The sequence below is a fragment of the Gracilimonas sp. BCB1 genome (assembly GCF_040117685.2).
Classification (GTDB): domain Bacteria; phylum Bacteroidota; class Rhodothermia; order Balneolales; family Balneolaceae; genus Gracilimonas.
In genome coordinates this window covers 312,120-336,402 of the sequence record NZ_JBEDYP020000013.1, presented here as the reverse complement: position 1 = coordinate 336,402, position 24,283 = coordinate 312,120, and the positions used below count along the sequence as shown (strand labels likewise).

Genomic DNA, 24,283 nt, shown 5'->3' with positions numbered 1-24,283 from the left:
GTTTTAATGAGAAATGTCTTATATTTGATGCCTTGAGAAATCATATATAGAGGGTTTTTAATAATTGGCCGATATGAATGTACAATTAATACAGGTCCTGACGGGGGCAATCGTTGCTTTTGGGATAGCTTATTTTTCTGTCCCCATTTTAAGAAGAGTTGCTTACCACAGCGATTTTTATGACAAACCGGATAATGACCGCAAATTACACGACCGTTATGTTCCTACATTAGGTGGGGTGGCCATATTCCTGGCATTTTTTGTAGGATTTTCTATTAGCGGGTTTGCTGAGCACATGGAGGGATATCCGTACTTTTCAGCGGCAATGATACTACTCTTTTTTACAGGACTTAAGGATGATATTGTTGATTTATCTGCCAAAACCAAGCTGGTTATGGAGCTGGTGGTGGCCGGTTTGCTCATCTTTGGGTGTGGAATGTACATAGACAATTTTTATGGCGTTTTTGGGGTACATGAAATACCATATTGGGTAAGTGTGGCATTAACTACTTTTACCCTTATAGTAGTTGTCAATTCCTATAACCTCATTGATGGAATTGATGGTCTGGCTGCCGGAACCGGCATAATTGCATCCTTCTTTTTTGGCTTAGGCTTTTATGTAGCCGGAGAACTAGCCTTGGCAACTATATCATTTGTATTATTGGTTTCACTTGCAGCATATTTGAAATACAATTTCAACCCGGCTGAAATTTTTATGGGTGATACCGGGTCGCTGGTAGTGGGATTTCTACTGGCTGTATTGGCTATTAATTTTGTAGGACTGAATGGGAATGCTGCCTATACAGAAGTGTTTGGAGCTACATCTCCAATTTTACCGGTAGCTATCTTAGCTCTTCCATTATTTGATACCTTTACGGTATTCTATAAACGAATCAGAAGAGGTAAATCACCATTTAACCCCGGAAGAGATCACGTCCACCATTCTATATTATCGGCAGGATTCGGACATAAAGTTACCTCTATTCTGCTATACGGTTGCAGTATTTTTATCACATTAATTGCTATCAGTGTTAAGCAGCTGGATATTAATCTGGTATTTTTAACTACACTGCTGTCCATGTTTTTATTCCTTCCTACTAATGGCTTCAAGCGTAGATTGTTAAAAGGCATTGGTTTTGATATTGAGGCGCATCTTGATACTCATAAAACTCTTCAGGAATTGCGAAAGGAGACGCAGGAGATATCTTCCAGCTCCAATGAAGGAAAGAATTCTTCCGATGAAAGTATTAATCGTGAAAAACGGGAATACTCTTCTACATAAACTGTGATAAGTTTATCAAAGAATGAAGTATAGAGAAAGCCACAATTTTGTGGCTTTTTTAGTTTGAAGGAGTGAATTATTTATAAACAGTACTACTTCTGCAAATCCGAAACGCATTTACTACTTTAGATAAACCCGATAAATCAAGCTTCTTAAAGAATTGAAATCTCTGTACATTAATTGTCTGAAAATCAAACTCGGCAAACGAAATTACTCTAATGAGCTTAAGCAACTTGCTTCAAAAAATTGAAGACAAAGAATACAGAGTTGGAATCATTGGTTTGGGGTATGTAGGGTTACCTTTAATGTGGACCTTTCATCAGGCGGGTCTCCCGGTAATTGGGTATGACATAGACCAGCAGAAGGTTGATAAACTGAAAAATGGAATTCCTTACATCAAACACCTTGGATCGGAGATGATGAAGGTATTGTCCAAATCAGAACGCTGTAATGCTACTACAGATTTTTCACGTCTCGATGAGGCAGATGCCATTTTACTCTGTGTTCCTACCCCACTGGACCATCATCGGGAGCCGGATATGAGTTATGTGGAGCAAACCACAGAAACAGTATCTAAATACCTGAGAAAAGGACAATTGGTAATTCTGGAATCTACTACCTGGCCGGGAACTACCGAGGAATTAATGATTCCTATCCTGGAAAAGAATTCAGGGCTCAAAGCGGGCGAAGATTTTTATGTGGCTTATAGTCCGGAGCGGGAAGATCCGGGCAATCCGAACTTTAATACCGCCAAAATTCCAAAAGTGGTGGGTGGACATGGAGAAGATGCGCTGAAGTTAGCTACAGCCATGTACGACACGGCTATTGTTCAAACGGTTCCGGTTACTGATTGCAAGACTGCGGAAGCAGTAAAGTTAACTGAAAACATTTTTCGATCTGTAAACATAGCCCTGGTGAATGAACTGAAGGTGGTGTATGAAGCTATGGGTATTGATGTTCATGAAGTATTGGATGCAGCAGACACGAAACCTTTTGGCTTTATGAAGTTCACACCGGGTCCGGGATTGGGGGGGCACTGTATACCCATCGACCCTTTTTACCTGACCTGGAAAGCCCGGGAGTTTGAGAAGCATACTCGTTTTATTGAGCTGGCCGGCGAGGTGAATACCAATATGCCGCAGTATGTGATCGATCAGGCCATGCTGGCTATGAATGCCCATAAAAAGGCGATGAATGGAAGTAAGGTGTTGGTAATCGGTCTGGCCTACAAGCCGGACGTGGATGACATGCGTGAGTCTCCTACCTTCAAAATTTTCGATCTGTTAAAGAGAGTTGGTGCTGAAGTTTCCTATTATGATCCGTTTATTCCGGAAGTACTCCCTACGCGGGAACATGCAGAATGGACCGGCCATACATCCGTTGAATGGAATGAAGAAGACGTTTCTAAATTTGATGCAGTAATCATATCTACCAATCACTCCACCATAGATTACTCAGAACTGGCAGAATGGAACAATTGTATTATCGATACCCGAAATGCGATGAAGGGTGTTACACCTAAGGATGAAAAGCATATTTTTAAAGCGTAGAAGAGGTGTTAGGTTTTAGGGGCAAGGTGTTAGGGGTTCTAAGCTTTATATATACTTCTGATTTCTTTTTCTTCAATTGTTGTCTTTGCTAAAAACTGATGCGACGCAGCAATTTCCTGGAAATAACCCCGGAAAATGAATAGCATCCTTATCGAGTTGCGATTAACCGAATGATCGATAGATCGATTTGCGATGTGATATATTTTATACCTGAAAGGCGTTGTTGCTGAGCAGCATAAGGAAGTTTAACAGTAACCATGTTATTCTGAACGAAGTCCCGAGTAGTCGGGACGGAGTGAAGAATCTCATGGAATCGAAATGAGATGTAAATCAACGACCATATTTATATCAAGCAACAAGATCCCGGGCATTCGCCGCGGGTTGACAACCAACACAACATGTCATCACGGGCAAAGACCCGCGATCTCCTTGATTAAGTTCAGAAATCATTTAGGGAGATCCCGTATCTCCGCTATGCTTCGTACGGGATGACGGGGCTGTATGAGACAGGCTTCTACCTTCATTTAGAAAGTAAAAGAAAACGGTTACTTATTCATATACCTAACCTAGCTTGGCGCAGAAAAGTCTCTCCTTGCGAAAGAGTCCCGATTATCGAGAAGAGAGGTCGGGGAAATCGAGTTGGGATGTACTCTATTGTCCCATGAGAAAACCAGATCCCGGATCTCCGTTACACTGCGTCCGGGATGACGAACAGTTGGTAAGGATTAGACTGCTTCCGGTACACAAGCGAAGGGGTTCAGCCCTTCGCTGAAAGGCCCTGAGTGACAGAATCTTCATTTCTTCTCCTATGATACAGCGCCAATGGAATAACTCCCAATGCTGATAAAGGAGCCAAGTAGGTTGAAAGAAAATCAAGAACATGAAACATCCATGGATGTTGGGCTGGGTTCATCCAAAAAATCAGTGTGGAGATAAATAAGACAAAGCCATGGGCTGTTATCAATACAACAAAGAATTTATTCTCTGCTCCAATCAGAATAAGTCCGATGATCCCCAGAAAAAAGAAATAACCAAAGGGGATTTTGTAGGAAAAAAGTTTTACCGTATTTCCTTTTGAATACTTGAATACGGCCAGGCGGGTATCCAGCTTTTGGAGAGAAAGATCCTGACTTGACTGCACAGATTCAATCAAACCCTTATTAACCTGATATTGGAATAAGGCAGTCCGAACAGGACGAAGAAGGTATAGATGAAAAATTATATAGGTTATGATGAGCACAACCTTAATAAGATATTTTTTTACCCTCATGGATATTAAATGTGTGTATTCTAAAAGTTTCTGACAATACCAACTTTAGTACAAGTTTGAAAGTCATAAAAATTTTATATTTGTGGCTTTATTATGAATCCTAAGAAATATTAAATATGAAGATTGCCGTTGCCGGAACAGGGTATGTGGGGCTTTCCCTTGCTGTTTTATTATCTCAGAATCATGATGTGGTTGCGCTGGATATTGTAAAGGAGAAAGTTGACCTCATTAATAACCGAAAGTCACCAATTACGGATGCTGAAATAGAGGAATTTCTGGCAAAGAGAGAGAATTTATCCTTAACGGCTACCGTGAATCCCACAGAAGCCTACGAGGAAGCAAAATACATCATCATAGCCACTCCCACAGATTATGATCCACAAACTAATGAGTTCAATACCAAATCGGTAGAAGCGGTAATTAAGGATGTATTGCAGATAAATCCTGATGCGGTGATGGTTATTAAATCGACTATTCCGGTAGGCTATGTAAAGGAGGTCAAGGAGAAATTCGGTACAGATAACATTCTGTTTTCTCCTGAATTTTTAAGGGAGGGTAAAGCCCTGCACGATAATTTATACCCATCAAGAGTGGTGGTTGGAGAACAATCAGACCGCGCTAAGGTTTTTGCAGACTTGCTGATTGAAGGGGCCGCTAAAGATAAGGATGAGATTCCGGTTCTTTTCACCGATAATACGGAAGCAGAGGCTATTAAACTATTCTCAAATACCTACCTGGCCATGCGGGTGGCTTATTTCAATGAGCTGGACTCCTATTGTGAAACCCACGATCTCAGTACAGCTCAAGTAATTGAGGGGGTTGGACTGGATCCAAGAATCGGAGACCACTATAATAATCCTTCCTTCGGTTATGGAGGATATTGTCTGCCCAAAGACACCAAGCAATTGCTGGCTAATTTTGAGGATGTACCGAACAATCTGATCCGGGCTATTGTGGATGCTAATTCTACACGCAAGGACTTTGTCGCCCGTCAAATCTGGAAGAATGATCCCAAAATTGTGGGGGTTTATAGGTTGGTCATGAAGCAGGGTTCAGACAACTTCCGCCAAAGTGCCGTTCAAGGGATTATGAAACGAATCAAAGCTAAGGGTATTGAAGTGGTTGTTTATGAGCCCTACCTGGAAGAAGATGAGTTTTATCACTCCCGTGTGATCAGAGACCTGGATGAGTTCAAGAGAATTTCCGAGGTAATTGTAGCCAACCGCATGGTGGATGAGATTCGGGATGTGAAGGAAAAGGTGTATACCCGTGATTTGTTTGGCACAGACTGAGGGAGCATTGAACATTGAACATTGAATAACGAACATTCAATGTTGAAGTTTTTATCTGGGTAAGGTTTACAAACATGCCTGAAAGGCATTGCTGCTGAAAGCAGCATTAGAACGGGTAATGAAGTGCCTGTCATTCTGAACGGAGCGTATGCGGAGTGAAGAATCTCTATTATCTGGATTGGGTGGTAATTAATGTCCCCTTTCCTCGGTAAAACAACCAGATCCCGGGCATTTGCCGCGGGATGACAGCCCATTGTATGTCTTCGTGTTCTGCCGCAATGGCAAGCATGCGATGACGGTTGGATTATAGGCACCAGATGTTTAGTCGGCCAAACAGGTAAAGTCTCTCCTTGCGAAGGAGAGATTTAGAGAGGTCGGGGGAATCGAGTTGGGGTGTACATGAGAAAACCAGATCCCGGATCTCCGTTACACTTCGTCCGGGATGACGGGAGAAAGTGCTGAATAATGAATCATAGCCTTCCAGTAAACAAGCGAAGGGGTTCAGCCCTTCGCTTAATAAACGTAAAGCAGTTTTAATTCCGCCGTATCTGGAAAATGGTATTCGTTACAATCGCGGCCATAGAGACAATAGTGGACAGTATGGCTATTCTCTCCTGAGTAGACATACGTTCGCGTTGCTCTTTAGGGGGGATGATAAGTACTGATCCCGGTTTCACTTTCGGGTACGATTTAAAGAATAAGAATTTCTTGGTACGGTCTACTTCGCCATTGGCATAAACAATATAGGCTTTCTTCGTATTGGCCTGTTCGGTGAATCCACCGGCTGCGCTGATATAACTTCGGAATGAGCGTCGATCTTCATAACGGGCATTAATCGGGTATAATACTTCACCCCGGATTTGCACCGTTTGAAGACGCTTAGGTATTTCAATCACATCGCCCGGTTGTAATAAAAGGTCATACTCAGAATTCGGATTATTAATGGCTTCCTGAAGCTGTATGCCCACCTGAGATAAGGACTCAATATTCTCTTGTTTTGTAACCGAATCTTCCAGGTTGACTGACAAGTCTTCCATTTCATTACCATAGTTTCGGGTCAGGGAAGCTCCTTCCACATAGGCAAAATCAGTGGGCCCGCCGCTTTTTTCAATCAAGTCAGTAAGACGAAAATTCCGGCTGCTGATGGTGTAATCACCCGGGTACATGACTTCACCTGTTATTTGTACAGTTTGCTGCACTTCATAAGAAGGTGACTTTCGAACAAACACCTGATCGAAAGGTTCGAGTTTTATCTCCTCCAGCTTGTCATTGTAAGCAAGTCCGTTTTCAATATTTACGGTGATGATCTCAGCAATCTGGTTATTCATTTTCCCGGAACCAGAATCAGGAATACGACGGGCAATCTCAATATTATAGGGAGCTGCTTCTTCTTTAAACCCGTTTGCCTGGTAAATCAGATCCTTAAGGGAGCTATTCTCAACATACTTGTACGTATCCGGGTTAAGTACAGAACCACTAATTTTAACGGTTCTGAGTTCTCTTAAATCAAATATGGATGAAATCTGTACCACATCATCTTTTACAAGTTTGATTTCTGCAGATGCAGTATCGCTCATCAGGTGATTGAGGTTCACCGGTATCGCCTCAATACTGTAATCTTTCTGGGTACGGTAAATGACAGCACGTTCCATAAAGGCATCGCCCATGAGTCCTTCTGCATTTTCAATAAGTTCTGTAAGGGTCGGGTTTTCTTCCAATTGATATTCTCCGGGGCGGAATACAGGTCCTTTGATGGTTACCTTATTTTCGTATCGGTCCAGGATTCGTCCAACAGTCACAATATCTCCGGAATGAAGTACGGTATTCCCATTTTCAGGATAGGCGATGTCAACAATCCTTTTTTCTGTGTCGGTTTTACGCTCAAGTTTCACTCTTTTCTTGTAGGCAAACTGATTGAATCCACCGGCATATTCCAGCAGATCGCTAAATGTTTCTCCGTCCAGAGTTTCAAAAAGCCCTACGTTCTTTGTTTCCCCTTTTACCGTAATTCGGTTTACATAAGGTTCCACCTTTATGATGTCTTGGTCTTTGAGAATGATGTTGTCAGATAGATCTCCGGATACCAGGAACTTATATAAATCAACCGTTTGCTTAACATTACCGTCGCGTAAGACTTTAATGGAGCGATAACTTCCACCTTTATTAGGTCCGCCGGCTGCATAGAGGGCATTAAATACCGACGAGAGGGAACTGAGGGTGTAGGTGCCCGGAGCTTTAACTTCACCGACTATACTAACTTTAATGCTTCGGATATCCCCAAGCGTTACCTGCATATAGGTAGTTTTATCAGGTCCTTTTAAACCCGAATAGATGTTGGACAACTTGCTTACTAACCGTTCTTTGGCTTCTTCAACGGTAAGTCCGCTTACAACAATAGGGCCTACATTGCTAATCTGAATGGACCCTTCAGGGCTTATTACCAGCTGATAGGTGGTTTCTGATGCTCCCCATATATCAATAAAAAGTTCATCGCCGGGTCCCAATGTATAATTTTTTGGGGTAGGGATATTCAATGAAGGTTCAAAAGTGATGCTTTTGCTGGTAAAGATGTCCGATCCAAATATGTCAGAAGTATCTCTTTCGGTTGAATCTAAAAGTACATCGAGGGTGTCAGGTCTTAACCCCTGGGAACGGGTTGTTAAGTTTTTGGATGTGTTCCCGGATCTTAGTCGCCCTTGATTGGAGGCTTCAGATTCCTGATTTAACCCGCTCATGGAAGAACGAACACTATTGATTCTTGACCTAAGCTTGCTCACTTCAGATGGGTTCATTCCCCGTGCAAGTGCCAATGACTCAACTTCTGAAATGGTGAGTCCTCGTTCCTGCATACGTTCATAGAGCTGCATGACCTGCTGATTGCTTAAGTCGTCTACTCTTATATTTTCAAAATCAATGCCGAAATTTTGTGCCTGTGCTGATATAGTTATTAAAGCTACAAACAGGAGTGTAGTTAACCGCTTTAACATGTAATATAATGTCCTTTATATGGGGAATGTTTAAGAGCCTTAATAATACGGTTTTTTGAATAGAAGAGTAACATTAAAAAGAACAAAATCAATGACTATAAAATAAAGCGGAGGTACTAAGTCAGGGAGGAATATTGTTGGGAATAACAGAAAAAGTATGGGCTTTTGTTGGCAAACCCCTTTCTGTCTTTACCTTGGAAAGGGAAAGGACGCCTTAGTAAGATTTTGCCGGGTTTAGCTGAGTTTAGAGGAAAGAAATTCGAGTTTTGAACCCTGATTTTCAGGATTTAAGGATGAGCCGGATGGCTACCGGCACATCAAGGTAATCTTGCTCATCCTCCAAATCCTGGTTCGAAAATGAAACGGTAATAATATATCTGAGGAACTACAGGTATAGAGCCAAGGCAGGCCGTCGAAGACGGCATACGTAGTTGCTCCACAGGCATATGTCATTCTGAGCGTAGCGAAGAATCTTCCTGAATTATTTGGGGATGGTTTTCATCGTTGTCGCCTTTTGCAAACAACCAGATTCCGGCTTTCGCTGCGGAATGACGGGTTCAGATGTTTGTTTTTGTCAGATGGTTTGAATTCAACAATTTCGTTACCTTCGAATGCATTAATTCCAAAATCATTTTATGAAAGAAATAAGCTTTTCAGTAATTGGGTTCGGGAGAATCGGCAAACGACATGCCAAAATTATTCATGAGTATGAACACAGTCGGTTAGTTTCGGTAACCGATACCGATGCCGTGGAAATGAAGTCATCTTCTGAGCTTGGAATTGAATGTGAAAAATATGATTCGCTGTCTTTATTCCTGCAAGAAGATAATCACAAGAGTGATGTAGTCTGTATTTGCACCCCCAATGGTTATCATACCGAATATGCCGTTAAGTTGCTGAATGCCGGCTACCACGTGGTAATTGAAAAACCCATGGGTTTATCTAAAGAAGGCTGCCTCGATGTGATCGGAGCACAGGAGGCATCCGGAAAAAGGGTGTTTGTTGTGAAGCAGAACCGGTATAGCCCGCCTTCCGCTTGGATGAAGAAGGTTATTGATGAAAAACGGATTGGGAATGTGCTGATGGTTCAGGTGAATTGCTATTGGAACAGGGATGAAAGGTATTACGGAGATAACAGCTGGCGGGGAACTAAAGACCTGGACGGCGGTGCCTTATTCACTCAATTCAGTCACTTCGTGGACTTAATGTACTGGGTATTTGGGGATATTAAACAGCCAAAAGCGATTATTAAAAACTTCACGCACCCTAATTTGAAAGACTTTGATGATTCCGGTTTTGCCCAGTTTGAGTTTGTGAAGGGAGGGATGGGAAGTATCAACTACTCTACATCCTGTTGGGATAAAAACATGGAGAGCAGTATCACGGTAGTGGGCACCAAAGGCAGTTTTAAGGTTGGAGGGCAGTATATGAACGAAGTGGAATATTGCCACATCGAAGATTATGAAATGCCGGAGCTGGCCAAAACCAATCCTCCCAATGATTATGGCCCTTTTAAAGGAAGTGCAGCCAATCATCATTATGTGATTGAAAACGTGGTGGAAACGCTAAACGGAAAAAGCGAAGCCACCGCCAATGCATTTGAAGGAATGAAAGTAGTTAGCATCATCGAACAAATTTATAAAGCGGCTCAGGGATAACGTATCATGTCTATACCTTTACTTGATTTAAACCGTCAATACGATTCCATAAAAGGCGAGATTAAAAAGGCCATCGATGAGGTGATGGAAAGTCAATACTTCATTATGGGAGATGAGGTAAAAGAATTTGAGGATGAAGTCGGGGCATACTGTCAGGTAAATTATGCCTTTGGCTGTGCTTCCGGTTCGGATGCATTATTGCTGGCTCTGATGGCCATCGACCTTCAACCCGGGGATTATGTTTTAACATCCCCTTTTACTTTTTTCGCTACAGCAGGAGCCATTTCAAGGATTGGCGGTATCCCTGTTTTCCTGGATATCGAAACGGATTCCTATAACCTGGATCCGGAACAGGTGCGCAGCTTTATGGAAGGAGAGCATCCGGTGTATAAAAAACTGAATCCTGACCGGGAAAAGATTAAAGCTATTATACCGGTTCATCTCTACGGACAAATGGCGGATATGGACCCGATCATAGAGGTTGCCAAAGAATATGATCTAACGGTAATAGAAGATGCAGCCCAAGCCATCGGTTCTGAATATAAGGGCCAACGAGCTGGAAGTATGGGTGATTTTGGGTGCTTTAGTTTCTTCCCAAGCAAAAATCTGGGGGCTTTTGGGGATGCGGGATTAGTTACCGTTAAGGATCAGAAGCTTGCCGAAAAGCTGGATATCCTCCGCCTTCATGGAGCTAAGCCAAAGTATCACCATAGTCTGGTAGGTATTAACAGTCGGCTGGATACCATTCAGGCAGCCGTACTTTCAGTAAAGTTGAAATATTTGGATGCATGGTCGGAACGAAGAAGAGCAATTGCTCACCGATATAACCGGCTTTTTGAAGATGAAGGTGTTTCCGGTGAATTGGAAGGATGCTCGGAAAGTTGTGTGGAAATGGGAGGCAGCGGGTGTTCACTCAACCCGAATAAGATTATCACCCCGAAAGAAACAACCGGTTCCGGTGACAATAATGGCCGGCATATTTATCATCAATATACCATTCGCTCAAAAAAACGTGATCAAATAGCAAAGGCCTTGTCGGAACACAATATTGGTCATTCAGTATATTATCCGGTTTCCCTTCATGAACAGGAATGCTTTGCCTATCTGGGGTATCAGCCGCAAGATTGCCCGGCTTCGCATTGTGCTACCAAACAGGCTATTTCAATACCTATTTTCCCGGAGCTGAGGGATGAAGAGATCGAGAGGGTGGTTGAGGTTGTTAGCAAGGCGGTTAAAGGGAATAGCTAGCCTTAGCAAGCAGACCCCATTCTGTCTTTCCCCTTGGTAAGGGGAAAGGACTCCTTTTTAGGGTTTTGCTGGGTAATGCTGAGGAGAGTAAATGTGCATTCTTATTTTGAACCTAGATTTTCTTGATTTAAGGATGGGCAGGATGAATGGGGATAATCAAGACAATCTTGCTAATCCTACAAATCCTGGTTCAAAAATGGTGCGGTAATTTTACCTATTTGTCAATTTTGGCAGATACATGCCGATGCCGTCAAAGACGGCATAAGAAGTCGCCCCGCTCACATTTGTCATTCTGCGCGTAGCGAAGAATCTTCCTGATCTAATTCGGGATCGTTTTCATCGTTTTGGCCATGCCCAAAGTACCAGATTCCGGCTTTCGCTGCGGAATGACCGTGCAAAGTTTATGGCTGCGTAAAGTGGTGAGCACGGTTAAGCTGCCGGTGTTTTGAACCTTGATTTGCCTGATTTAAGGATAGCTAGGATTTTTACTGTTTAATCAAGTAAATCCGGCTAACCCTACAAAATATGGTTCAAACGAAAGTACTCTGGGTTCCCTCACATTTTATAATTTTATTACTGCAACAAACGCTTTGAAATCTCTATCTTAGCTGTCTAAAAGTTTGAATCTATGATCTGGGAACAACCTTTATTTTTGTGGCTGCTTGTATTGATTCCTGCCCTCATTGCACTAATGTGGTGGCAATCCCGAAGGGTGCGTATCTGGAAAAAGCAGTATTTCAGCAACGAATTATTATCTACTCTTCGACAAGGATTTTGGCCTCTGGGCAGTCGGCTTAAAAATATTTCTATGCTGGCCGGGTTATTCTTCTTAATTGCAGCACTGGCCGGACCTAAAATCGGAACTGAGGTGAGGGAAGTAAAACGGCAGGGAATAGATATGCTGGTGGCTCTGGATCTTTCGGCCAGTATGAATGCGGAGGACGTCCGCCCCAGCCGACTGGAGAAAGCTAAATTTGAGATCAACCGGCTGATTGAAAGACTTCGCGGTGATCGTGTCGGGCTGATTGTTTTTACAGGCGAAGCTTATCTCCAAAGTCCGATGACACTCGATTATTCTGCACTGAAACTTTTTCTGGATATAGCAGATACTGAACAAATGCCCAGTTCAGCTACCGACTTTAAATCAGCTATGGAAACAGCGCTTCAGGCTTTTAATGCCTTAGAAGAAAATGCTACCGAAGCAGCTAAGGTGCTGCTAATTATTTCAGATGGGGAAGATCATGGGCAGTCGTACGAAGAGGCCTTGAATGCCCTGGTTCAGGAAGATATTTCGGTTTATACTCTTGGTGTAGGAACTACGGATGGAACAACCATTCCACTTTATGAAGAAGGAACTGATGAGTTGATAGGGTACAAAAGGGATAATGAGGGGAAAGTGGTGACGACCGAACTTCAGCCTCAAATACTCAGAAGTATCGCCAACGCCGGAAACGGAGAGTATTACTCAATAGAGCGTGGAAACGATGGCATCGACTCTTTCCTGGCCCGAATGGATGAATTGGAGAAAGGAGAATTTGCCAGTCAGGAGTACGCCGATTATAAAAACCAATACCAGTGGATGGGAGCTTTGGCACTGTTATTTTTATCTATTTATGTGCTGATTCCCTCTTATTCCACTTCAAATGATAAATAAAATTCAAAAATGAGCCTGACAGAGAAAGAAAAACTCTTCAACGATATTAAAGGTAAACTGGAGAGTAGAGGGTTCGAAATTGAAGCTATTGACTCTAACCGTCCATGGGGTGGTTTTTTTGTTATTGAAGAAGAACAGGCCCAAAAATTCATTGACACTTATTTCCATGATGACGTTGAAATGGCGGAAATTAACATTTCCGGAAAATTGAGTTCTAAAGTTTTAGTGGTTGAACCGCAGAAAAGACTTTCCTGGCAGTATCATCACCGCAGGACTGAAATGTGGCACGTAGTGGAAGGACCTGTGGGTGTGGTTCGCAGCATGTCTGATGAACAGGGAGAGGTTCTTGAATATCAAACAGGGGATCTTATCATCCTGAAAAAAGGAGAGCGTCATCGGTTGGTCGGACTTCAAAATTGGGGGATTATTGCAGAAATCTGGCAGCATGTGGATGCCGAAAACCCTTCAGATGAAGACGATATTGTACGGCTGGAAGACGATTTTGGCCGCTAAGTAATTTTCTAAAACTATTCATTCAAAAATATATGATTAAGCTTTTCATCACTGATTTAGACGGCTGTATTTCTCATCCTTTTGTAAGTCCAAATTGGGATGCAGTATCGAAGATTAAGGAACTCAACCAACGAAGCAGGGAAGAGGAGGAAATACCGGCCCTGACCATCTGTTCCGGTCGTCCTTTCCCTTATGTAGAATGCGTAGCCCAGTGGCTGGATGTGAACATTCCCATGGTTTTTGAAAGCGGAGGGGGAATGTATGATTTCAATACCAACGAGATTACCTGGAATCCTCATTTTGATGATGAAGCCAAAGCAGCTGTTGCAGAAATCCAGGACTGGATCAACGGTACACTGGTCAAGAATTACAAAGGCACGTATCCGGAGTTCGCCAAATATACTGACGTTGGTTTGGTAAACCCCGATCCGTCAAAGGTTGCCCTCATGCATCAGGAAGTGTTGAATTATGTACCTGAGCGATATCCCATGTTCGAAGTCCATGCTACGGATATATCGGTGAACATCATTCTGAAAAAAGCGAACAAAGGTGTAGGAATCCGCTTACTCTGTGAACTTCTTGAAATTGATCTGAATGAAGTCGCATACATCGGGGATAGCAGCGGAGACATGCCGGGACTGGAAATTGTAGGAAAATCCTTTGCTCCCGTTAATGCCAAGTCGTTTGTAAAAGATGCTGTCGATCAGGTTACAAAGGAAACAACCGAAGGCGTTCTGGAAGCTTTTGAAGAGCTCATCGCTTACAATAAGAGCTTGGTTTCTGCTTCATAAGCGTATTAAGTCGTTTTAGGGCTGCCCATAGCCTTGAGGTAATGACAGTAACTAATATGCTGCAATTATATCCGGATTCCTGCCTGCGCAGGAATGACGAGGATGGAGGTTTGAACCATGATTTTCATGATTCGAGGATTTGAAGGATTAAGTCAGCAAAATCAGGGGAATCCTATAATCCTATCAATCAAGGTTAAAAGGAAAATGCTGATCTCCTTTATTGGTATTGAAAAACACCTCATCTTATTAAAACATAAAGATTCCGGCTTTCGCTGGGGAATGACTGTCATTATAAATGAGAGGATCAATTGATACTTTCCTGCTGTTCCTGAAGGCGTTTCAACAGCTCAAAGTAGTTTTCAATCAGTCGCTGATAGTCCGGTGAGTATTTAGTGAAGTTTGGGTCGTTAAGGCGATTTCTGATTTCTTTTTGTAGCTCTTCAAGCGTCATTTCAGGAGGGCTGGGTTGCTCATACTCCTGAGCTAAATTCCCTTCGCGTTTTTCTTCTTCACCTCGTTCCTGCATAGCTTGCTCAGCCTGTAACATGCGTGATAAAATATTCTGTTGTCTTTCTACCATGGTTGGGTCAGCAGAACCGCCTCGCAGGTCGTTGATGGTATCTTCCATGTCTTCAATCATGCGTTCAAGCTCGCTGCCAATCCGATCTCCGTCCATCTCGCCTTGCTGCTGCAGCTCCTGGAGTTGTTTGCGAATTCGGTTTTGCTGCCTGGCGATTTGGTTGAGTCGCTCCATCTGGTTTTGGTTGAGTCGCTCCCCCTGCATATCGTTGATGATATCCTGCAGCTGTTGGTTCAACTGCTGCTGCATTTGCCCGGATTGCTGCAGCTGTTCCATCATTTGTTGCATGCTCATCCCGCCTCCGCCTCCTCCGCTTTGGGAGTTCTGAAGCTGTTCCAGCAGGTTTGCAATCATAAATGAAATGTCGTTGATACCGCCCAAAGCCTGACGGGATGCTACCGACGACTGACTTCGATTTCGCTCTGACATCTGTTCCAGGGATCGTTGAAGACGTTTTTCAACTTCCAGTTTCTTCCTGTTGATTTGGTTGGAAAACTGGGGGATGTCGGCCGAAAGTTGAAACAAGGAATCTGAGACGGCTTTGAAAATCTCTTCTACATTTCGCTGGTTCCGGGCATAGTTAACGTAAGCCTGACTTCGATTCTCGGTTGCTGAAGCCAAAGTGGTTAAATCTTCCTGCTCCAACGATAAATTCAGGAGCGAATACAGCACATACTGCAACCCGGCAATGTTAATGTTCATTTGCTGCTGACCCATGTTCTGCATCATACTTCGGGTATTCTTGGCCAGCTGCTCGTATTTCTGTTGCCGATTGTTTTGTTGATTCTGTGACTGACTCTGATTGTTCTGCTGGCTTTGTTCGGTATTTTGCTCTCCTTGCTCTCCTTGCTCTCCTTGCTCTCCTTGCTCTCCTTGCTCTCCTTGCTCTCCTTGCTCTCCTTGCTCTCCTGATTCAATCTCTTCCTTTAAGTCTTCACTCAATTGTTCCAGGTCCTGTCGGGTTTCTTCCTGGAATTCATTGATGGCTTTCTCGTTTTTTTCTGAAGTGTTATTGGATAGGGAATCTACCTGATTCTTAAGCTTTTCATTTTCTTTTAGAGATTGCTCAAGTTGTTGCTCCTGGTTTTGAGCTGCTTCAGGTGCATTATTTTCATCATTCTGAGTACGTTCTTCTTCTTTGCGGGCCATGTCTTCGAAAGACTTCGCCAGCTTATCGAGATCAGAGTTCAGTTTCAGTTGCTTGAAAAGTTCGACGGTCCGTTCCAGTCGCTCCCGATACAGTTCCTCGTTAAACTCGAGATTCTCCATGGCTTGTCGAAGCTGCTCCGGGTTCATTTGCCCCAGTTGTTCCTGCAATTTCTCCATGGCTTCCCGGAAGGCAGGGTCATCAATTTCCTCCATCAGTTTTTGAAGCTCATCATAGGCCCTCTGCGTTTCTTCAGAAAGCATATTGTCCCTGCTCATTTCATCTTTGAGCTCTTCAAACTTTTTATTCAGCTCATCAATTTTCTTCTGAACTTCTTCCTGTTGTTTTTGAACCTGTTCCAGTTCCCGCTTCTCTTCATATCCGGGATTTTCAGGATTATCCTTCATCCTTTCTTTGAATTCCTGGTACTGTCGCTGCGTTTCTTGAAACGACTTCGATATATCTTCCAGCTCGGATTCCACATCGTCTTCTTTTTTATCTACGTCTTCAAAATAGTCTACCAGAGAGGGAACTGTGAGGGTGAGTTTTCGGGAATCGGATGCTTTAAAACCATTATAGCTGTCATTGTCGCTGGCAGAGATCCAGAAAGTAAGTTCATCTTGGGGTTTCAGCTCAAAAGGTTGAAGATCCCATATATAGGGCTGAATAACACCTTCCTGCGGCTTATTCAGAGGGAGGGAGCCGGTGACAGGTTCTTCTACATAAGCCTGCCTGAGTTCATAATTGAGCCGTGCAGAAGTCAAACCAAAATCGTCGGTTGCCCTGTACAGAAGCTCAAGGTTAGTGGGATTTACTTCCTGAATGGATTCTTCCGGTTCCAGCAACTCTACAAGAGGGTATTCATCTGCCTGTGGCGCTACTATAATCTGAAATGGATTTTGATTCGTCAGGCCACTTTCATCTTCAATATAAAACCGGAGGGTATCGGGTTGGGTTACCTCAATTTCATAACTGAACGTACTGTCTGTTTCCACAAATAAATCCAAAAGTTCAGCAGAGGTGTACATCTGAAGGAAAGAGGCCATTTTATTTAGCTCTCCGGATAATTTTACGGTTGAACCTTCATATGCTCTGAGCTGTGAAATGGGGTAGGAGATGATGGATGAATCAAGTTTGGTGTATTCCGGCGGGATGACGGTTGCCTGTAATTCACTAAACCGCGGACGTAACTGAACATCAGCGGTAAACAGTTCACTTCGGTAGCCATCCATTTCCACGTAGTACTGCATGTCGTTATTAAGATCCTGAGGAATTGACCGGAAATACGTGCCGGAAGTTTCCATGGCCCGGGTTCTGAATTCCTCTTCAACCGATGTTTTAATGCGCAGACTTACCTCTCTGGGGATTAGGTCGCCGGTGAATTGTATCTCTACCTGAAAGGGACTTCCCTGTTCTACGGTCACATCACCCGGATTCACAGTATATAAAAAAGGATTAGGTTTGGAATAGGATTCCCAGAACGCAAGAGTTCGCTGAGCAGCTGAATTGAAATTAAAAGCGGTGATTCCAAGCACTAACACTGTGGCGATAGAAAGTGTGAGTAAACGCGAATAACTTTTATAACTGTCAGAGTTCTTTGTATAAGCGGTCAAAGTATCCTGAAGTCGCTGAGTTTCAATTTTACCCAGGTTTTGAAGGATAGCGGCATCCACCAAAGCAGGATTTCCTGAAGATGATTTTTCTAAATCAAGAGTATCCTTAAGCTCCGGAAAGTTGCTTTTCCGACTAAACGTGCGGTAAAATTCTCTGAAGCTTGTTGGGCTTGAACTGCTAAAACTTTTCCAAAAAGAAAAAGCTGCGGCAGTAAGCAGCACACCCAAAATTACGGATTTGGTAGCAGCAGAAAGGTAAAGTACATGTTCAGTAATAATAAAAGCGGTGCAACCGGCAAGTAAAATCAAAGCGGATCGCAACAACAAACTCAGCTTTTGTTTAGACTGAGCAGCTTGATAAGCCTCCCTGAGGAGTGCTTCAACTTTTTGACCGGATGTTTTCTTGTTGGTTTTTGCCATGTGCTACTATAAGAAAGAGAAGTGTGTGATAAAAACTTCCTTCGGTGCTATTTATTGCAGTCAGAGGTCATTCAGGGTCAGATTATCAGCTACCGAAAACCGTCCGTCTTTCTGCTGAACTCGGATGATTTCCTGATGGGCATCATGCTCTAAATACAGCATCCAATTATGCTCCGCTGCTTTTTTCAAAAACGCATCTTTTTCACTCAGCGTTTGAACCGGATACATGTCATATCCCATCACCCAGGGAAGGGGAAGATGAACATGGGTAGGCAACAGGTCGGCTACAAAAACAATGGAATCCTCTCCGTTTTCAATTTTGGGTAACTGTTGTCCTATGGTATGTCCGTCCACATTGATCGCTGAAAGTCCGGGTTCATACTCGTGATTCTCCTCCACTAAATTCAGCTTTCCGGATTCCTTAAGCGGTTCAATGTTTTCAGGAAGAAAACTGGCTTTCTCACGTGCATTGGGGTTCGTTGCATTCTCCCAGTGCTTTTTCACTATATGGTAGTTTGCATTGGGGAAAGTTAATTCCAGTTCCTCGTCTTCATTATAAAAACTACTTCCTCCGCAGTGATCAAAATGAAGGTGCGTAAAAATGATGTCGGTTACATCGTCAAAGGAAAAACCATGATGCCTAAATGAATTCTCCAGGTTCTTGTCGCTGTAATCAAGCTGGTAAATATTCTCCATTTTTTCGTTGAACTTGGTCCCGGCACCGTTGTCAATAAGGTAAAGCTTACCCGTGTTTTTGGATTTGATCAAGAGACAGCGCATCGTCATTGGGATGCGGTTCTTTTCATCTGCCGGCAATCCCCGCGACCATAATGTCTTGGGAACTACCCCAAACATAGCGCCGCCGTCTAAGCGGAAATCTCCCGTTTCGATGGTATACAGTTCAAAGGATCCAAAAGTGGTTTTTGATAAGCTCATGTACAATGTTTTTGGTTGAATCCGAATATAACAATCAGCGAAGAGTATTCAGAATGGGCTACCTTTATTTACAAGGTTAAAAAATGAATTATTGGAATAACGCAGGGACACAAGATTTTGTGCCCATACGTTATAAATCGATGTGATTAAACAAAAAAAAAAGCCTCGCACTAAATAGTGCGAGGCTTCGAAATTATTTAACAAGTTCCTTTATCTAAAACGAAGGAACTACATCATTTCTGTACATGGTGTCCAACAAGGTGATGGCAACCATCAGAATGAAAAAGGAGACGGCCATGATAAGCAGCATGGCATTGAATTTAACATCCCAGTACAGGTTCATGAAAAATGCAGCTACTAAAAATGCCTTCACCAGTGCAACAGCCATTGCTGTAACAACATCAAAAGGAGGCGGGATGGCGACAAATTTGGCCAATACCACGGTGATGATGGTCAATATTAATAGTGCGGTTCCGACGGCCCAAAGCTGGCCTGCAGAAGAAACGTGATGTTCGTGATTATGTTCGCTCATAATATCTATATTCTATATTCTTTGGTGATGATATCAATCTCTGTCATTCAATGAGGTAGAGAAGTGGAAACAGGAATATCCAGATGAGGTCAACCAAGTGCCAATACAAGCCGGTGATCTCAACGGGGGTATAATACTCACTGCTGAATTCGCCTTTCTTGGCACGAAGGTAAATCCAGTAAATAAGACCAATTCCGATTAACACGTGAAGGGCGTGAACACCGGTCAGCATATAGTAGATGCTGAAGAAAATAGCCGCCTGTGCATGTTCCAATCCTTCATAGGTATAGAATTCGCCCGGGAAGATACCAAGGTGGAATTTGTGTGAGTACTCAAAGCCTTTAATCACCATGAAGACAACGGCCAGAGCAATGGTAATCAACAGGTTTATCTTGAGTCCTTTGATCTGATCTTTTTGTACCGAACGTATGGCCATGGCTACCGTCAAACTACTACCGATCAGCACTACCGTGTTAACGGCACCCCAAAAGGTGTTTAGTTCAAGAGCTGCTTCCGTGAAGAGTTCAGGATACCATGCTCTATAGATGATATAAGCACAGAATAATCCGCCAAAGAATAGGATTTCGTTTACCAAGAACACCCACATACCCATTTTTGCGGTATCAAATTGCTGATCGGAGTCAACAAAGTGATGCTGCACATGTGAGGGGTGTGAAGTCGAATGATTCGCCATTTACTTCCCGAGTTGTGTTGTTTGAATTTAAATTTTTAGTTGGATTCTGCTGTCTGTTTAGCAGCAATTGAATCGTGACTTGGGTCGTGTCCATTGTGTGAGTCCGCAAGTCCAAGCTGGAATTCTTCCATCGGCTTGTGATAATCATACGGTCCGTTAATAATAACCGGTGTATGATCGAAGTTGTGAAAGTCCGGCGGTGATGTTGCCTGCCATTCCAATCCACGACTACCCCATGGGTTAGATCCGGCTTTCTCACCTGTAAATAATGACTTCATCAGGTAATACGCGATAAGCAGGAATCCAACACCAAGGATGTATGATCCAATGGTCGAGGTTTGATGGAAAATGGTAAACTGATCGATGTAGTTGTAATACCGTCGTGGCATTCCTTGTGATCCCATAATAAACTGTGGGAGGAAGGTTACATTAAAGCCGATAAATATAAGCACGGCCCCGATTTTTGCCTGAAATTCGTTGTACATCTTGCCGGTCATCTTTGGCCACCAGTAATGGAGTCCGGCCAGCAGAGCAATAAGAGTTCCACCCATCATCACATAGTGAAAGTGAGCAACCACGTAGTATGTATCGTGCAGGTGAATATCGGCAGAGAGAGAACCCAGCATAATTCCTGTAAAACCGCCAATGGAGAATAAGAACAAGAAGATGAATACATAGAGCATCGGGGTTTTCATCTCAATAGACCCTTTGTACAGGGTAGCCACCCAGTTCAAAATCTTAATACCTGTTGGGATACCTACAAGGAAGGTCAGGAATGAGAACACCGTAGTCGCAACAGCAGACTGACCGGAAGTAAACATGTGGTGTCCCCAAACGAGGAATCCGATGAATGCAATGGCCAGAGAAGAAAGTGCAATAGCCCAGTATCCGAAGATGTGTTTTTTGGAGAATGTGGTAATTACTTCAGAGATGATTCCAAAACCCGGTACAATCATGATATATACGGCAGGGTGAGAGTAGAACCAGAAGAAGTGCTGGAACAACACAGGGTCACCACCAAGAGCCGGGTCAAAAATCCCAATCCCCAAAGTACGCTCCATAGTGAGTAGAAGCACAGTAATAGCCAGTACCGGAGTTGCCAATACCTGGATAATACTGGTTGCATACAGCGCCCAGATGTTCAGCGGAAGCTTGCCCCAGGTTATTCCGGGAGCTCTCATTTTGTGGATGGTGGAAATAAAGTTCGTACCGGTTAAAATAGAGGAGAAACCAAGTATAAAGACTCCAAGCGTTACCCAAATTACACTGGATGTGGATTCGGAACTGTATGGGGTGTAAAATGTCCACCCGGTGTCCAAGCCATTGTTTGCAAGAGCGATGAAAGTAAATATTGCCCCAACTACATAAATGTAGAAACTGGCCAGGTTCAGCCTCGGGAAGGCTACATCCTTTGCTCCAAGTTGCATGGGAAGCACAAAGTTACCCAATGCGGCCGGTATCGAAGGAACCAGCACAAAGAATACCATAATGGCACCGTGCAAGGTAAAGAACTGGTTGTAAGTGTCGGCTTCGATGAACGTTTTTGCAGGAGTCAGTAGCTCGGTTCTTAATAAAAGAGCAAGCACTCCACCCAACAGAAAGAATAAGGCAACCGAACCCAAATACATAAGTCCGATTTTCTTGTGATCTACTGTCGTCATCCAGGCCCACAGACCTTTTTCGTCGGTCAGATAGGTATTTTTCGGGTCTTCGGACGGCTTAAACCGCTTAACTTTTAATGTTCGTACGTTCCCTGAAGAGGAAGGTGTTACTTCAGCTGTTGCCATGTTATTCTTCTAACGTTTTAATGTATTCAATAATGTCGGAGATGTCGTCGTCACTTAGTCGACCCTCATAGCTAACCATTTGGTTTTGATATCCTTCAACAATTTTGTCGCCGGGATTCAGAATAGATTCTCTTATATAGTTTGCATCGGCTACTGCAGAAGTCCCGTCATCAAAATTACGTTCTTGTTCCCAGAGGCCTTGCCAGGTTGGCCCGATACCATCGGAGCCATCCATAGAGTGACAGCTTACACAACCTTGTAAAGTAGCAAGTTGTTCACCGCGTTCCACGGGAGTTCCGCCGCCACCGGTTCCCTGCTCATCCAGCCAGGCTTCAAAGTCTTCTTCGGTGTGCACTATAACTTTGGCCAACATATCAGAGTGTGAGGTACCGCAATATTCAGTACAGAAAACCTGTGATTCACCGGGTTCTTCAGCCTGGAACCAAACATAAGTGTATCGGTTGGGCAGTACGTCTTGCTTAATTCGGTAGTCGGGAACAAAGAAGGAGTGAAGTACATCCTGAGACTGCATTACCAACTTAACAGGCCGACCTGCAGGTACATGAACTTCATTACCAACCTGTGCTCCGGTTTCATATTTGAAGGTCCAGCCCCATTTGTAGGCTGAAACCTGAATTTCGTATGCGTTATCGGGTACGGTTTTGAGATTCAGCCATCCTTTGTATCCCCATCCAAAAACAACAAATACTAATAAAAGAGGGATTACCGACCAGGTAATTTCAAGCGTGTTGTTGTGAGTGATAAGCGGCGTTTTATCATTTTCAGATTTGCGCTTGTACTTGATTGCAAAATAGATCATTGCAATGGTAACACCGGCAAGAAGGATAAAACTGACGATGTGGATGAATGCCATCAGCGCATCGGTACTTGCTCCCGTCATTGGAGATTTAAGCTCCGGGAGCATAAAATCGAATAAACTGCCCATTAGTTAAATTCAGTTTTTGAGGTTGGTTTTTTGCGTTTTTCGCGAAGCCAAAGCACGCCGAGGAATATACCGAGAATTATCAGTGTAGCCAAGCCGCCAAGCTTCATAATATTAATTGCTACCGGCGCATAACTGCCGGAGTCCGGATCGTATTGATAACAGTACATCACAAGTTTATCGACGGTGTTACCAATCTTTCCGTCCGCAGATTCATACAAGGCACTGCGAACATTGAATGAGTCGTAGGAGATACCGTATAAATAACGGGTTATCTTGCCTTCCGGACTCAGGAGCATGATTGCCGCACTATGGGCAAACTCTCCGGTTTTTTCAATTTCTTTGTACTCAAATCCAACGGCTTCAATTACCTTGTCAATCTGATCTTTTTTACCGGTGAGGAAGTGCCACCCTGCTTTGGTGGTGGAGTCCATGCCGGCCAGGTAATTTTCCTTCGACTTAGCTGCCAGTTCAGCATCTTCTTCAGGATCAATGCTGATTGAGATTACAATAAATTCTTTGCCGGGTTTCCAGGCCAGCTCATCTACAACAGTAATGACCCCGTCTATCACAAGCCCGCATAGCATCGGGCATTCATAATATAAGGGGTTCAATAAAACAGGTTTTCCTTCTTCCAGTAAATCACCAAGCTCTACACTATCTCCTTCGGAGGTGGCAAACCTGGCATCAAGAGGGATAAAGTCTCCCAAATGCTCATCAATACCGAGATCTTGCAGCGCATCCGGTGTTTCACGATTTACCTGCGCATGGGCAGATTGTGAAGTCAGAAACACTGCGAGCATGCTAATTGCTAACAGTGTAAAACGTCTCATGATGTTGGTGTCAGTCTGTGGCTATTCTACTAATAGCGCTGTCAATAGGAATTCTGTAAATACCTTCTTCAAGGTCAACCACGCCAAAGCTATTCAGCTCTTGATCTTGTTCAGCTTTTAGCTCTTGTATTTCTGAATAACCGCTCTGGGCTGATACCTGTTTTTGAGCTTCAAAAAGGCTGTATTGAGAAAAATAAACTAAACCGATAACAAAAATAATAACGAGTGATGTTCCCAGGGTAGACCAGAATATCAATTTGCTGTAGTTGAGGTTGTCACTCATTACGCCGTGTTCTACGGCACCTGCAAACTCTTCGTTTTCAGTGGTGATATCAACTTCCTCAACCTCGGCCACATCAGCGTGAGCTGTTTCAGTGGTAAAAATCCGGGAAGCTTCATCCTGAAGCTGAGCGGCCCATTCAACTACATCATCTTCTGAAACGTCATGCTTTTGAGCAATTTTCTCAATCACAGAACGTCCCTGAGCTACAGCTTCGAGTGCTACTTTTGCTTTAAATTCTGAGCTAAACTTTTCTGACATCGGTAAATTCGA

Annotated in this window: 18 protein-coding genes; 8 read left to right on the top strand and 10 right to left on the bottom strand. The window is 43.3% G+C overall.

The genetic code is table 11. From position 1 onward, the window contains the following. The first annotated feature begins 73 nt into the window (after positions 1–73). Together ABFW99_RS10725 and ABFW99_RS10720 are read left to right on the top strand one after the other, a co-directional pair. The gene (locus ABFW99_RS10725; RefSeq protein ID WP_349353492.1) at positions 74–1,282 is read left to right on the top strand and encodes an MraY family glycosyltransferase; all 1,209 of its coding nucleotides are present in this window, start codon (positions 74–76) and stop codon (positions 1,280–1,282) included. A 218-nt stretch (positions 1,283–1,500) separates the two neighbouring features. Beyond that, the gene (locus ABFW99_RS10720; protein ID WP_440707496.1) at positions 1,501–2,832 is read left to right on the top strand and encodes a nucleotide sugar dehydrogenase; all 1,332 of its coding nucleotides are present in this window, start codon (positions 1,501–1,503) and stop codon (positions 2,830–2,832) included. Between the two features lie 757 nt (positions 2,833–3,589). On the opposite strand, the gene ABFW99_RS10715 is transcribed toward ABFW99_RS10720, so the two are convergent. Then, positions 3,590–3,985 (bottom strand): hypothetical protein, encoded by a 396-nt coding sequence (locus ABFW99_RS10715; RefSeq protein WP_349353491.1) that lies wholly within the window; start codon positions 3,983–3,985, stop codon positions 3,590–3,592. 233 nt (positions 3,986–4,218) lie between these two features. Here ABFW99_RS10715 and ABFW99_RS10710 point away from each other — a divergent pair, with 233 nt between their 5' ends. Then, positions 4,219–5,394, top strand: a complete 1,176-nt coding sequence (locus tag ABFW99_RS10710) for a nucleotide sugar dehydrogenase (RefSeq protein WP_349353490.1) — start codon at positions 4,219–4,221, stop codon at positions 5,392–5,394. A gap of 533 nt (positions 5,395–5,927) precedes the next feature. On the opposite strand, the gene ABFW99_RS10705 is transcribed toward ABFW99_RS10710, so the two are convergent. Then, a complete protein-coding gene (locus tag ABFW99_RS10705) occupies positions 5,928–8,381 on the bottom strand; it encodes an SLBB domain-containing protein (protein ID WP_349353489.1) in 2,454 nt (817 codons plus the stop codon). A 635-nt stretch (positions 8,382–9,016) separates the two neighbouring features. Here ABFW99_RS10705 and ABFW99_RS10700 point away from each other — a divergent pair. The 5 genes from ABFW99_RS10700 to ABFW99_RS10680 all read left to right on the top strand — a co-directional run bounded on the left by ABFW99_RS10700 (position 9,017) and on the right by ABFW99_RS10680 (position 14,245). Then, entirely contained in the window at positions 9,017–10,039 is a 1,023-nt protein-coding gene (locus tag ABFW99_RS10700) for a Gfo/Idh/MocA family protein (protein WP_349353488.1), read from the top strand. Positions 10,040–10,045: 6 nt separating this feature from the next. Beyond that, positions 10,046–11,287 carry a DegT/DnrJ/EryC1/StrS family aminotransferase gene (locus tag ABFW99_RS10695; protein WP_349353487.1) on the top strand — a complete coding sequence of 414 codons (1,242 nt, stop codon included), beginning with the start codon at positions 10,046–10,048 and terminating at the stop codon, positions 11,285–11,287. 628 nt (positions 11,288–11,915) lie between these two features. Next, on the top strand, positions 11,916–12,941 hold the full coding sequence (locus ABFW99_RS10690; RefSeq protein WP_349353486.1) for a vWA domain-containing protein: 1,026 nt from the start codon (positions 11,916–11,918) through the stop codon (positions 12,939–12,941). Positions 12,942–12,950: 9 nt separating this feature from the next. Beyond that, positions 12,951–13,454: a phosphoheptose isomerase gene (locus tag ABFW99_RS10685; protein WP_349353485.1), complete on the top strand. Its 504-nt coding sequence runs from the start codon at positions 12,951–12,953 to the stop codon at positions 13,452–13,454. A gap of 32 nt (positions 13,455–13,486) precedes the next feature. Further along, positions 13,487–14,245, top strand: a complete 759-nt coding sequence (locus ABFW99_RS10680; protein WP_349353484.1) for an HAD hydrolase family protein — start codon at positions 13,487–13,489, stop codon at positions 14,243–14,245. A 304-nt stretch (positions 14,246–14,549) separates the two neighbouring features. On the opposite strand, the gene ABFW99_RS10675 is transcribed toward ABFW99_RS10680, so the two are convergent. From ABFW99_RS10675 to ABFW99_RS10640, 8 genes are all read right to left on the bottom strand, one after another. Then, the gene (locus ABFW99_RS10675) at positions 14,550–18,005 is read right to left on the bottom strand and encodes a DUF4175 family protein (protein WP_349353483.1); all 3,456 of its coding nucleotides are present in this window, start codon (positions 18,003–18,005) and stop codon (positions 14,550–14,552) included. A 60-nt stretch (positions 18,006–18,065) separates the two neighbouring features. Beyond that, the gene (locus ABFW99_RS10670) at positions 18,066–18,941 is read right to left on the bottom strand and encodes an MBL fold metallo-hydrolase (RefSeq protein WP_349353482.1); all 876 of its coding nucleotides are present in this window, start codon (positions 18,939–18,941) and stop codon (positions 18,066–18,068) included. A 214-nt stretch (positions 18,942–19,155) separates the two neighbouring features. Next, positions 19,156–19,473, bottom strand: coding sequence for a cytochrome C oxidase subunit IV family protein (locus ABFW99_RS10665; protein WP_349353481.1), 318 nt, complete (start codon positions 19,471–19,473; stop codon positions 19,156–19,158). A 43-nt stretch (positions 19,474–19,516) separates the two neighbouring features. Beyond that, the gene (locus ABFW99_RS10660) at positions 19,517–20,167 is read right to left on the bottom strand and encodes a cytochrome c oxidase subunit 3 family protein (RefSeq protein WP_349353480.1); all 651 of its coding nucleotides are present in this window, start codon (positions 20,165–20,167) and stop codon (positions 19,517–19,519) included. Between the two features lie 35 nt (positions 20,168–20,202). Then, positions 20,203–21,954: a cytochrome c oxidase subunit I gene (ctaD, locus tag ABFW99_RS10655; RefSeq protein WP_349353479.1), complete on the bottom strand. Its 1,752-nt coding sequence runs from the start codon at positions 21,952–21,954 to the stop codon at positions 20,203–20,205. A gap of 1 nt (position 21,955) precedes the next feature. Further along, positions 21,956–22,900, bottom strand: coding sequence for a cytochrome c oxidase subunit II (gene coxB / locus ABFW99_RS10650; RefSeq protein ID WP_349353478.1), 945 nt, complete (start codon positions 22,898–22,900; stop codon positions 21,956–21,958). Then, the gene (locus ABFW99_RS10645; protein ID WP_349353477.1) at positions 22,900–23,730 is read right to left on the bottom strand and encodes an SCO family protein; all 831 of its coding nucleotides are present in this window, start codon (positions 23,728–23,730) and stop codon (positions 22,900–22,902) included. The genes coxB and ABFW99_RS10645 overlap by 1 nt, the downstream gene beginning before the upstream one ends. Before the next feature lie 10 nt (positions 23,731–23,740). Then, a complete protein-coding gene (locus ABFW99_RS10640; protein ID WP_349353476.1) occupies positions 23,741–24,271 on the bottom strand; it encodes a transposase in 531 nt (176 codons plus the stop codon). Between the last annotated feature and the right edge of the window lie 12 nt (positions 24,272–24,283).